We start from the raw sequence: 11215 nt of genomic DNA, 5'->3' as shown, positions 1-11215 counted from the left end.
TCCCCAATATTCTCTTCCCTACCCCCTCACAAATTCCACAAAATACGCAATGACGGTCCCAAAAAGGATCACAACGAGCATCCACTTGAGAAGCACGGGCGAGATGCACTTCTGGAATTTCGCGCCGAAATACATGCCGAGCAACCCTCCGAGGCTGAGAAGCAGGGCCATGCCCCAGTCGGGGGCGATGCTCAGGTCGGGATAGAGGGGCGAAATGGCTATGTAGAAGAGAACGCCGGCCAGCGCGTTGACGAAGGTCGCCGCCAGCGTCGCCCCCGCCACCGTGTAGATGGGCAGATGGAAGACGGAAACGAGGAACGGCGCGATGATCGCCCCGCCGCCGATGCCGTAGATGCCGCCGACAAGACCGACAGCAATGGAATAAAATAAGAGGATCGGCACGGAAAAGGAATAGAGATACCCGTCAAATGTGTAGGATACGCGGGACAGATTCTGCTCCACGACCTCGACATAGGGCTTGGGAGGAGATTGTTCGTATTTGGGGGCGGGCTTGAAACGCATCCAGCCGAACAGGTCGCGGATCATCTCCAGGCCGATGCCGAGCAGCACGAGCGCCACGAACAGCTTGAAAGGCCGGACATCCGCCAGCCAGTTGATGCGGACAAGACCGCCGATGACGACCCCCGGCACGGCCCCGGCCATGACGATCCACGACAGAGGCCAGAGCATCCGTTTTTCGCGGTAATAGCGGAACACACCGCCCGGATTGGAGAACACGTTGTAGAGCTGGTTCGTCGCGCTGACCGAGGTATTGGTGTAGCCGAGGAAAGTCATCTGAAAAGGCAGAAGCAGGAACGCGCCGGAAATCCCACCCATCGACGTGAAGAAGGAGACTACAAACGCGACCAGCGGCGGTACGAACGGTGAAACTTCGATTTCCGCAGTGGGGAAATACATCTCAGACATCCTCCCATTCGGGCGGCAGGTGCGCAACGCGCCACGGACCGGCCCACGGCGGCAAGGCCGTATAGGTTTCCTCTCCCACCCGCAGCCGCACAGCGTGAAGCTTGAGCCCGCCTTCGCAGCGCGGCCCCCCATACTTCACATCCCCCACGAGCGGAAAACCCCGCTCCGAAAGCTGTACGCGGATCTGATGCGTCCGCCCCGTGTGCAGGCGGATCAGGACAAGGCTCCGGCCTTCGCGCACGGTCAGGCAGCGGACCGTCAGGCTCGCGGGCTTCTCGTCGGGCCCACCCGTGCGGGATTTCCCGGCAACGACCTTTTCGCGGCCCTGTGCGCCGACTGTGCGTTTTGCCAGATGATCCTCAAGGCGTTTCGGGCGGCTCCACAGGCATTCGCCCTGCACCCACGCAAGGTAGTCCTTGGCGACGCCATGAGCCGCCAGTGCATCCGAAAGGCGGCGTACGGCGGCATACGTCTTGCCGACGAGCAACAGGCCGGAGGTATCCCTATCCAGACGGTGTACCGGAGCGGGGATAAAAGGCAATCCGGCAAACGCCGCTTCAAGCCGTGTCGTCAGGCTGTCCGTATGTCCCGTGCCCGGATGTACGGGCAGGCCGGACGGCTTGCAGAACACGATGACATCATCCGTCTCCGCAACGATGGGGGGCAATTCCTTGCCGCCCGACGACGCGGGGGCGCGTTCCGCTTTCGTTCCGGCCCCGGCAAAGGGCGGAACCCGGATTTCATCGTTCAGTTCCACCCGGTCGAACGGTTTGGCCCGCCCGCCATTGATCCGGACCTGCCCGGTACGGATCCAGCGGTGCAGGACGCTCTGCGGCTCTTCGAAACGCCGGGACAGGAACTGCAACAGCTTTTGCCCGGCTTCTGCCGCCGTCACTTGCAATGGTTCAGGCATGACATTCCTTTAAAAAATACGACCTCTCCCCTGCGGAGGGGATTTTCATCTTCGCGTCCCTCGTGCCGCCGTGCCCGTTCAGAAAAGGCTGAGGACGGGGTTTCGTGCGACGCGTAAACCGGAATCTCCCGCCCGCCAATAACACTTCTGACGGGCGGGAGATTGGGCAAGACATCCGATCGGCTCGGGCTCACAATCGAAACCGATCCGATGCCCGCTTACAAACGCTTTGGAGGATGAGGGCCTCCCTTACGAGGAGGAAGCCCTTCCGCGAAAAGGAGTATTCCCCCTGTTCCCTCTCTTGTCCATTTCCATTTTGAAGCGCGTTTTATTCCAAAGGCAATCTGTGCCGAAAAAGATTGCAAGCAGGGACCGGATAACCACAAAAATCTTTGGAAAGGGGGGCTCCGCTCTGGCGGGATTTTTGGAAGGGAAAACTTTTCTGAAAAAATTTTCCCTCCAAAAAACAGCTTCACATCATCTGAAAGAGCATCCGCTCTAACTGCGGTAATCGGCGTTGACGTTCACATACTCATGCCCGAGGTCGGAAGCGAGCAGCGTATAGCTGCCGGAACCGGAACCCAGCACGATGTCGATGGACAGATCGCGCTGCTTGAGGGGCTCTTGGAGCAGGGCGTCGAAATCCAGATCCGTGGGCTGCCCCTTACGGAACAACTCCACGCCACACAGGGTCACCACCACATCGTCGGGGTTGAAGTCCGCCCCGCTGCGGCCCACGGCGGCGACGATGCGCCCCCAGTTTGCGTCGCGCCCGTACAAGGCCGTCTTTACCAGCTGCGAGTGCCCCACCGTCCGGGCCACGCGCTCGGCGTCGGCATCGGATGCCGCCCCGGTCACATGGATACGGGCGACCTTGGACGCGCCCTCGCCGTCCTTTACCAGCATATAGGCCAGATCCCCGAGCACGGAAGTCAGGGCGGCGGACAGAGCCTTGATCGATTCCTCGTCGGACGCGGACACGCCGGATGCGCCGTTGGCAAGGCCATACAGCGTGTCGTTCGTGGAGGTGTCGCCGTCCACGGTCACGCGGTTGAAGGTCAGATCCACGGCGTCGCGCAACATTGTTTGCCAGACGGAGGCTTCCACCTGCGCGTCACACAGCACGACGGACAGCATGGTCGCCATGTTGGGGCAGATCATGCCAGCGCCCTTGGCCATGCCCGCAAGCTTCACCACGCCGCCGGGAAGGGAGACTTCGCGGTGCGAAATCTTGTGGAAAGCATCCGTGGTCATGATTGCCCTGGCAAAATCCTCCGGGGTCGCCTTGCCGAGGTTGGCGGCGAGGGCGGGGGCGGCCTTCTCCCAAAGATCCATCTTGAGCTGCGCGCCGATAACGCCCGTGGACGCGGGCAGGATATCCGACGCCTCAAGGCCGAGGGCGCCAGCCACCAGCTCTTGGGTCGTGCGGCAGTTTCGCATACCTTCATCACCGGTGCAGGCGTTGGCCTGGCCGGAATTGATCACGACGGCACGAGCGGCGGGACGCTCGGCGAGCATGGCCTTGGCGACGAGAACGGGTGCCGCCGGAAAACGGTTCTGCGTAAACGTCCCTGCGGCGACGGCGGGGACATCGCTGACGAGAAGGGCAAGATCCGCGCGGCCTTCCTTACGGAATCCGGCACACGCGGTAGCGAAACGAAAGCCTTTGGGAGCGGTGGACATGTTGCAATCCTCACAAACAGATAGGTATAAAACAAAAGTATGCCACGCTTGCATCCCACAATCAAACAAAACCGGAGCACCCATCCCGGCGAAATTCAAGGGAATTACAAAAGACTTCTCTAGCCCCTTGACCGTGGGGGGGCATACACACTACAAAACTCCAAAGCACTTGTATCAGACAGGAAGTTCGCACATGAGTCAGTCCGCGTTTTACGACCTGGCGGTTATTGATAATGTTCCCTTCGGGCTCACCGGATCGCAGGGACGTTTTTTTGCCCTGCGCCTCGAACGGCCCGATTGGAAGAGTTGGGCGCCGGGACAATTCGTCATGCTCCGTCCTCAGGGCTGGGCGCTCGATATGCCCTGGGCCCGTCCGTTCTCCATCTGCCGGGTGAGCACCAACGAGCTCGTCATCTTTTTCCAGGTGGCCGGCAGAGGCACCGAAAAAATGGCCAAACTCCGGCGCGGCGACAAGGTGCACCTCTGGGGGCCCCTCGGCAATCGCTTCGCCGTGGAAGGCGGGACCCCGACGCTGCTCCTCGCGGGCGGCATCGGCATTGCGCCTTTCGTCGGGTATGCGGAACGCCACCCCACGCCGGGCGTCCTTTCAATGGTCTTCGGCCACCGCTTGCCCGAAGACTGCTATCCCGTGGAAAGCCTCGGGGAGCGCATCGACGTGGAATCCTTCCACGAGAATACCAGCGAAGACCTTGAATGGTTCCTCAACCATGTCCGCTCGCGCATCGAAGCCTATGCCGAACGCAACGGCCTCGTGCTCGCCTGCGGCCCGGCCCCGTTCCTCAAGGCGGTGCAGGGATTCGCGCTGGCGGCCAAGGCACGCTGCCAGCTTTCTCTGGAAAGCCGCATGGCTTGCGGCGTAGGCGCTTGCCTCGGCTGCGTCACCAAGACGACGGAAAAGTGGCCCGTCGAAGAAAAGGCCGGAACGCCCGTGCAGACATGCACCCATGGTCCCGTGTTCTGGGCCGATCAGATCACCCTGGAGGCTTAGTCATGGATCGCTTCACCGTACGACTTTCTTCCGCCCATAAGCCTTCCGGGAACACGAAACCGCTCGTCTTCAAGAACCCCATCCTGACGGCCTCGGGCACGTTCGGATACGGCGTCGAGTTCGCCAATTACGGCGATCTCACGCATCTCGGCGGCATCGTGGTGAAAGGGCTTTCCCTCAAGCCGCGTCCCGGCAATCCGCTGCCCCGCGTGGCGGAAACCCCCTGCGGTATGCTCAATGCCGTGGGTTTGCAGAATGACGGCGTGGAATCCTTCCTCAAGAACAAACTGCCCCGCCTGCCGTGGCATGAAACGCCGGTCATCGCCAACCTGTACGCCACCTCTCCCGCTGAATTCGCGGAACTGGCGGGCATCCTCGCCGCCGAGGAAGGCATCGCCGGTCTGGAAGTGAACATCTCCTGCCCCAACGTGAAGAATGGGGGCGTGCTGTTCGGACAGGATCCGGCCCTCGCCGCCGAAGTGACCGAAGCGGTCAAGAAGCACGCGGGGAACCTGCCCGTCATCGTGAAGCTGTCGCCCAACGTGACGGACATCACCGCCATCGCCAAGGCCGCCGAGCAAGCCGGAGCCGATGCGATCTCCTGCATCAACACCATCACCGGCATGGGCGTCGATGTGAAGACCCGCAAGCCGCTGCTCGCCAATGTGGTGGGCGGCCTCTCCGGCCCCGCCGTGAAGCCCGTGGCCCTGCGCTGCGTCTGGCAGGTCTGCAATGCGGTCAAGATCCCGGTCATCGGCATCGGCGGCATCACCTGTGCGCAGGACGTTCTGGAATTTATCCTCGTCGGTGCGCACGCGGTGGAAATTGGGACCATGAACTTCGTCCGCCCCGACGCCGCCTTCCGGATAGCTGAAGAACTTCCCCATCTGTGCCAGCAACTTGGTATCAAAAACCTCGCCGAGTTCCGCGGCACCCTGCAACTGTAATTCATTGACTGGTTAAGTTGGGAGGGGCGGGGGAACCTTTCTGAAGAAAGGCTTTTCCCGCCCCTCCCATACCCTCTCCCCCATTCAAAAGCTTTCGCCTTTTGGGGCAGCCCCTTTTTCTATCAGAGGTTTTTCCCGTCAAACGTGACTATATAGTCACATTATGTGCCTAACAAAAATTTCTTTGCGTATCCTCCCCACCTGTCAACGTTTTTGAGTGTGGGGACCAGGGAGGAACCGCTTTTTCCAAAAAGCGTACCCCTCCGCAACTTCCAACCTCACCGACACACTATGCCGCCGAAAAAACGTTACCAGTGGGACACAAAAGATTCCGAATTTGAAGATGACCGCCCCAGCCGCTCACAGAAGAAGCGCGACAGCACAGCACTCCAGCGTATGGGTGAAGAACTCACCACCCTCGGCTCATCCGTGCTCGCCAAGATGCCGCTCACTCCCAATATCCGCGAAGCCATCCTCGAATGGCAGCGCCTCAGCTCACATGAAGGCCGCCGCAGACAAATGCAGTACATCGGACGCCTGATGCGCGAAGAGGCGGATCCGCAGGCCGTGCGTGACGCGCTGGACGCCATCAAACTTGGACACACGGGGGAAACCGCCAGCTTCAAGCGTTCCGAGAAACTGCGGGATGCTCTCATGAGCGCCACCGATGCCGAAATGGATACACTGCTTGCCGCCTTCCCAGCCGAAGACGCCGCCGAGATCCGCGATCTCACGGCAAAGGCCCGCAACGAACGCGAACACAGCCGTCCTCCGCACGCCTATCGGGCATTGTTCCGCAAGCTCAAAAGCCTCCCTGCCGAACAATGATCCGTGACGCCATCATTCTCGGAGCCGGGGCCGCTGGGCTCATGTGCGCCATGACCGCCGGGCGTCGGGGCTTTTCTTGCGCCGTCATCGACCATAGCCCGGTTGCGGGGCGCAAAGTGCGCCTTGCCGGAGGAGGCAAAGGAAATGTTACTAATCGGTATATATCTCCGGAGTGGTATGTAGGCACGCAGAAAGGCTTCCCTGACACCCTGCTTAAACGCTGTTCGACGGACTTTGTCCTGAGCATGTTGGCGTCATTCGGCATCGAATGGGAAGAGCGAGAGTACGGTCAGATTTTCTGCACGGTACAGGCGGCCCGGCTCGTGGAGTCGATGGCAGCCGCCTGCCGCAATGCGGGGGCGGAATTGCTGTTCAACCGTACGTTCGGCGAAATCCGGCACGAGGGCGGCCTGTTCTCTGTGGAAACGTCCGAAGGCACCCTACAGGCCCCGCGCCTTGTCATCGCAACAGGGAGCCCCGCATGGCCCGCTTGCGGGGCAACGGATGGGGGGATGCGCTTGGCCCGTCAATGGGGCCATAAGGTCGTTCCCGTACGCCCGGTACTGGCTCCTCTGTTGCTCCCCAAGTCCTGGTCTCTGCACGGCCTCGCAGGCGTCAGCCTGCCCGCCGCAGTATCCGTGGGCGGGCGCACTTTCCGCTACCCGCTCCTGTTCACCCACAAAGGGCTCAGCGGCCCCGCCATCCTTCAGGCATCCTGCTTCTGGCGGCAGGGCGAAGCGCTGCATATCGACTTTCTGCCCGACCATCCCGCCCTAGAGCTTATGCACCAACCCGAGCACGGCAAAAGTACGGTTTTGGGGCTGTTCAAAAAGGTGCTCCCTACCCGTCTGGCCGAACGGCTCATACCGGAATCGCTGGCTTCAAAAAAAGTCGCACAGCTTGCCAAAAAAGACAGGGAATACCTCGCACTAGCAATACATGACCACACGGTAACACCAACACGTTCAGAGGGAATGGGACACGCCGAAGCCGCAGCCGGGGGTGTGGATACGAGTGACGTAAACCCACGCACGCTTGAAAGCCGCAAACAGCCCGGCCTATACTTCGCCGGAGAGGTACTCGACATCACAGGGTTACTAGGTGGTTACAATCTGCACTGGGCATGGGCGTCCGGTAAGGCCGTAGGAGAAAGCTGGAAGAAATAGCCTCAGTTAATCGAAACGAAAATCAAGCACTTTATGCCCCACGCGCACGTTGTAGCGGCAGGGGAAAATACGGGATTTCACTTCCTTGAAATCGCCATGCGGCCAGTCATTGAAAAAAAGATACATTCTGCCACCAGGCGCAATATAGTTTTTCGCGATGTCGTCAAGGAAGAAAAGCCAATCCTCCCGATCCCAACGCCCTGTCCATTCGCCATTTTTTTCCAGCTCATGAAAACAAATGGCAAAAGCGGTGATATAATCAAAACGCCTTTCTATGGGCGGCAATGGCTGCTGAGGCTCAATTCTATGCACCATACGGGGGATATGAAAACGGGGGATCAAGTAATCAAATATATCAACACCCGAAAGATCCATTCCCGTCACATCATATCCCAACCGTTTACAAAGCAGGCAGAAAAAACCGGCTCCGCAGCCTATATCCAGCAGACTCTTTTTTCCGGAAGGAAGGAAGGAAGGAAGGAAGGAAGTCCCAATCTATAGATACGGCGCAAATTGATGGCAAAGTATCTCTCAAAATCCGTATACTTTGCATATAGTTGACTTTCCGGGAAAAACTCTTTCGCCTCGCGCTGCAAAGCGGCCAGCTCAGGATCTTGTATGAGGACGGCGGCTTCCTTCTTTGCCTTTTGCTTCCAGAAAAACTCTCTTGGGTCTTTCAAATAGCTCAGGGCATTTCCCAGCCGCTCGTGAAGATAACCATAATCTCTAAAATATCTTTCAATACCACTCAATTGTGCTTTCCTCCAGACTCGTTATAAAGAAAAAAATAACAGATAACATTGGGTGTGTCCATGTCAGCAGAACAGCTCAAACAACGGGACGCCATGCAGCGGCTCACGGATTTTCTCAATGAGGTAGGGATGCTCCGCCATACGCCTCGGAGTGGTTACAAGTTTCTTGGGTCCGGCCAAGAAACCGTGGCCGAACATTCGCACCGGACGACCGTCATCGGCTACGTATTGGCAAAAAAGACGGGAGCGGACGCGGCCCGCACGGTCATGCTTTGCCTCTTCCATGACCTGCCGGAAGCCCGTACGGGCGATTTCAATTACGTAAACCGCCTCTACGATACCTCACGCGAGCGCGACGCGCTGGAAGACGCGGTGGAAGGCACAGGGCTGGAAAAAGACATCATGTCCATATGGGACGAACATGCGTGCCGGACCACGCCCGAATCGCTGCTTGCCCATGATGCTGACCAGCTTGATCTGATCCTCAATCTGAAACGCGAAAGCGATCTCGGGAACCGTTACGCCGACAAATGGCTCGAAAGCGCCGTAGAGCGGTTGCGCACGGATATCGCCAAAGAACTGGCTCAGACGATCCTCAAAACCGATCATACCGATTGGTGGTATCTCAGCCCCGATCGCAGCTGGTGGGAAAGGAAGAGCTGACCATCCCGATTTTCCACTCTCTTTCATGAAATAAAAAGGCCTCCGTATGGAGGCTTTTTTATTACGGTGGGATACGCCATATTGTTCCTTACTCTCCACTAATGTGCATAATGCTGTTCATATACTGTTCGTAAAACATGTAACACATTAAAATAAAATGATATAATCATATATTATGTTGTTGCATTCTTCCGGCATTTCAGAAAAACACCACTCCCAGAAAAAAATGCCACTCCGCCTTCTGTTTGTAACCCTGTTCCTTTTCTGTGCATAACATATCAATCATACTGAAATAAAATAATAAATTTTACAATTTCATGAAGCATCCAGTATTTTGAGGAAAGGATCTGCTCATTTTTTGTTCATAATCCTGAGCATATTCTGTTCGTAACTGCAACATTTATGCAGAATAAATAATATTTTTTTTACAGTCTTATAAAAAACTACCCATTGAGACCATACAACCTCAAAAAAAGCCCTCCCTTTGTAGAAAAAGGGAGGGCTTTTAGCTCTGTGCATAATATTGTTTATATTCTGTTCTTAATTTAAATAACTATTTAAAAATTATAGTATTTTATCATCATTTTTATTGCGTAGTTCTGCTTCGTGAAGCTCCTTGGGAAGGGCTTCAAGTCCGTCTGCCTCAGGACGCATTACAATGCCGTGCCGCTTGGCAAGCCACAAAATCCCCACAGTAACGGCCAACACAATAACAAGAATTATATTCTCTACCATGACGCCTACTTGACGATAAGATGCTTGTCATCCTTCTTCTCGGTTTCCGCACGGGGAACCGCCCGGACGCCTCAGCCGCAGGGCATGATATCCAACCCCGCCTTCTTTGCCAGCCGCAGCACCACCAGCGCCGCGGCGATAGCCAGTATCAAAAAAAGCGCTTCCCACATACGGGCCTCCCTTGTGACAGGTTGCTGGTCTTCCAAAAGATAACTCAGGGAAACATTTTGGCAAATTCAGCGGATGAGCATGGCGTCGCCGTAGGAGAAAAAGCGATACTCCATTTTCACGGCCTCGGTATACGTCTCAAGCATCCGTTCCCGGCCCGTCAGCGCCGAGACGAACATCAGCAACGTGGATTCGGGCAGGTGGAAGTTGGTGATCAGGCCATCAAGGACATGAAACCTGTATCCAGGCCAGATAAAACAGTTGATCCAACCTTGATGCGCCGTTAGCTCACCTCCATGCGCGCCAGCCACGCCTTCGAGTGTCCGGGCGGAAGTGGTGCCTACGGCTATGACGGGCCTTCCTTCGGCCTTTGCCTTTCCAATGGCGTCCACCGTGGCTTGCGGCACTTCCACGAACTCCTCATGCATGACGTGCTCGCGGATATCCTCGCAGCGTACGGGGCTGAACGTGCCGTATCCGACATGAAGGGTCACTTCTGCCCATTCGACGCCCGCAGAGGCCATTTGCGCGCGTAATTCCGGGGTGAAATGCAGGCCCGCCGTAGGCGCGGCCACGGAACCGGCCTTGTCGTCCCGGGCATAAACGGTCTGGTACGTTCCCCGGTCATCCTTCGTATCCTCGCGCTTGATATACGGCGGCAGCGGCAAATGCCCCCGGGATTCGAAAAGCGCGCGGATATCGCCCGTCCAGTGCAGCCGTACCCGATGCCGCCCGAATTCCCCCTTGGCAAGGACTTCCACGCGCAGATCATCGCCAAAAACAAGATGATCCCCTATCCTGGCATTCTTGGCGGGCTTGATCAGCCCGTCGGCCTCCGCGCAATGCCAGCCGTCCCCTTCTCCATGCTGTTCCAGCAGAGGCATGGGCGTAAGCAACAGAAATTCCATCTTGCCGCCCGAGGGGCGCTGGCCGATCATCCTCGCGGGGACCACCCGGGAATTGTTGGCTATGAGCAGCGTTCCCTTCGGCAAGTATTCGAGCAGATGGGAAAAATGGGAATGTATGCGCTTCCCGGTCTCGCGGTCCAGCACGAGAAGCCGCGACGCTCCACGTTCACCGGGATGCTGGGCTATACGCTCGGGAGGCAATTCATAACGATAAGAAGAAAGGAGAAAATCGGCTTCGGACTGTTGGATGGAATACATTGAAATCCTTATATTTTATCTTTGAAAAACGGTAGCCGGCAGGTGTGGTGGGCGCGCTCCTAGAGCGGCATCCTGATGCGGGGCACTCTTCAAAAAGGCTTTCATGGCGTAGTGAAAGATGCATTTTATCACCCAAGCCGTACTTGCGGAAGACCTAAAAAAAGGAACCTCTCGGTTCCCTTTTGTATCATCTTCCAGAAAAGTTCTTTTTTATCTACTTTAAATATTTTCTCTTTTACGAACTAAATATGACTCGCT

At 57.1% G+C, this 11215-nt stretch carries 12 protein-coding genes; 5 read left to right on the top strand and 7 right to left on the bottom strand.

Features of this window, described 5'->3' with window-relative positions; genetic code table 11:
• Positions 1-18: 18 nt before the first annotated feature.
• The 3 genes from HMPREF0178_RS08685 to argJ form a co-directional block, all read right to left on the bottom strand.
• Positions 19-918: a sulfite exporter TauE/SafE family protein gene (locus HMPREF0178_RS08685; protein ID WP_009380204.1), complete on the bottom strand. Its 900-nt coding sequence runs from the start codon at positions 916-918 to the stop codon at positions 19-21.
• 1 nt (position 919) lies between these two features.
• Positions 920-1840, bottom strand: coding sequence for an RluA family pseudouridine synthase (locus HMPREF0178_RS08680; protein WP_009380202.1), 921 nt, complete (start codon positions 1838-1840; stop codon positions 920-922).
• Between the two features lie 498 nt (positions 1841-2338).
• A complete protein-coding gene (gene argJ, locus HMPREF0178_RS08675) occupies positions 2339-3523 on the bottom strand; it encodes a bifunctional glutamate N-acetyltransferase/amino-acid acetyltransferase ArgJ (protein WP_009380200.1) in 1185 nt (394 codons plus the stop codon).
• A gap of 193 nt (positions 3524-3716) precedes the next feature.
• Here argJ and HMPREF0178_RS08670 point away from each other — a divergent pair, with 193 nt between their 5' ends.
• From HMPREF0178_RS08670 to HMPREF0178_RS08655, 4 genes are all read left to right on the top strand, one after another.
• Positions 3717-4532, top strand: coding sequence for a dihydroorotate dehydrogenase electron transfer subunit (locus HMPREF0178_RS08670; RefSeq protein WP_005028150.1), 816 nt, complete (start codon positions 3717-3719; stop codon positions 4530-4532).
• A gap of 2 nt (positions 4533-4534) precedes the next feature.
• A complete protein-coding gene (locus tag HMPREF0178_RS08665; RefSeq protein WP_009380198.1) occupies positions 4535-5479 on the top strand; it encodes a dihydroorotate dehydrogenase in 945 nt (314 codons plus the stop codon).
• 291 nt (positions 5480-5770) lie between these two features.
• The gene (yjgA, locus tag HMPREF0178_RS08660) at positions 5771-6307 is read left to right on the top strand and encodes a ribosome biogenesis factor YjgA (RefSeq protein WP_009380196.1); all 537 of its coding nucleotides are present in this window, start codon (positions 5771-5773) and stop codon (positions 6305-6307) included.
• Positions 6304-7473 (top strand): aminoacetone oxidase family FAD-binding enzyme, encoded by a 1170-nt coding sequence (locus tag HMPREF0178_RS08655; protein ID WP_009380194.1) that lies wholly within the window; start codon positions 6304-6306, stop codon positions 7471-7473. The genes yjgA and HMPREF0178_RS08655 overlap by 4 nt, the downstream gene beginning before the upstream one ends.
• Positions 7474-7479: 6 nt before the next feature.
• On the opposite strand, the gene HMPREF0178_RS22525 is transcribed toward HMPREF0178_RS08655, so the two are convergent.
• Both HMPREF0178_RS22525 and HMPREF0178_RS22520 read right to left on the bottom strand, forming a co-directional pair.
• Entirely contained in the window at positions 7480-7884 is a 405-nt protein-coding gene (locus tag HMPREF0178_RS22525) for a hypothetical protein (RefSeq protein ID WP_237912260.1), read from the bottom strand.
• A 23-nt stretch (positions 7885-7907) separates the two neighbouring features.
• Complete coding sequence (locus HMPREF0178_RS22520) at positions 7908-8225, bottom strand: hypothetical protein (RefSeq protein WP_232281243.1); 318 nt, start codon at positions 8223-8225, stop codon at positions 7908-7910.
• A 60-nt stretch (positions 8226-8285) separates the two neighbouring features.
• On the opposite strand from HMPREF0178_RS22520, the gene HMPREF0178_RS08645 reads away from it, so the two are divergent.
• A complete protein-coding gene (locus HMPREF0178_RS08645) occupies positions 8286-8888 on the top strand; it encodes an HD domain-containing protein (protein ID WP_039958876.1) in 603 nt (200 codons plus the stop codon).
• Positions 8889-9452: 564 nt separating this feature from the next.
• Here the strand turns inward: HMPREF0178_RS08645 and HMPREF0178_RS21985 are convergent.
• Together HMPREF0178_RS21985 and queA are read right to left on the bottom strand one after the other, a co-directional pair.
• Positions 9453-9623: a hypothetical protein gene (locus tag HMPREF0178_RS21985; RefSeq protein ID WP_009380188.1), complete on the bottom strand. Its 171-nt coding sequence runs from the start codon at positions 9621-9623 to the stop codon at positions 9453-9455.
• A gap of 236 nt (positions 9624-9859) precedes the next feature.
• Positions 9860-10957 (bottom strand): tRNA preQ1(34) S-adenosylmethionine ribosyltransferase-isomerase QueA, encoded by a 1098-nt coding sequence (queA, locus tag HMPREF0178_RS08640; RefSeq protein WP_009380185.1) that lies wholly within the window; start codon positions 10955-10957, stop codon positions 9860-9862.
• Between the last annotated feature and the right edge of the window lie 258 nt (positions 10958-11215).

The organism is Bilophila sp. 4_1_30 (assembly GCF_000224655.1).
In the GTDB taxonomy this organism is placed as follows: Bacteria; Desulfobacterota; Desulfovibrionia; order Desulfovibrionales; family Desulfovibrionaceae; genus Bilophila; species Bilophila wadsworthia.
This window is presented reverse-complemented; position numbering and strand designations above follow the sequence as displayed.

Bases quoted from the DNA above. Each gene is read 5' to 3' on its own strand.
- HMPREF0178_RS08655 (WP_009380194.1), top strand. From the start codon at position 6,304: ATGATCCGTGACGCCATCATTCTCGGAGCCGGGGCCGCTGGGCTCATG.
- HMPREF0178_RS21985 (WP_009380188.1), bottom strand. From the start codon at position 9,623: ATGGTAGAGAATATAATTCTTGTTATTGTGTTGGCCGTTACTGTGGGG.
- HMPREF0178_RS08645 (WP_039958876.1), top strand. From the start codon at position 8,286: ATGTCAGCAGAACAGCTCAAACAACGGGACGCCATGCAGCGGCTCACG.
- HMPREF0178_RS08685 (WP_009380204.1), bottom strand. From the start codon at position 918: ATGTATTTCCCCACTGCGGAAATCGAAGTTTCACCGTTCGTACCGCCG.
- HMPREF0178_RS08680 (WP_009380202.1), bottom strand. From the start codon at position 1,840: ATGCCTGAACCATTGCAAGTGACGGCGGCAGAAGCCGGGCAAAAGCTG.
- yjgA (WP_009380196.1), top strand. From the start codon at position 5,771: ATGCCGCCGAAAAAACGTTACCAGTGGGACACAAAAGATTCCGAATTT.
- HMPREF0178_RS08670 (WP_005028150.1), top strand. From the start codon at position 3,717: ATGAGTCAGTCCGCGTTTTACGACCTGGCGGTTATTGATAATGTTCCC.
- queA (WP_009380185.1), bottom strand. From the start codon at position 10,957: ATGTATTCCATCCAACAGTCCGAAGCCGATTTTCTCCTTTCTTCTTAT.
- HMPREF0178_RS08665 (WP_009380198.1), top strand. From the start codon at position 4,535: ATGGATCGCTTCACCGTACGACTTTCTTCCGCCCATAAGCCTTCCGGG.
- argJ (WP_009380200.1), bottom strand. From the start codon at position 3,523: ATGTCCACCGCTCCCAAAGGCTTTCGTTTCGCTACCGCGTGTGCCGGA.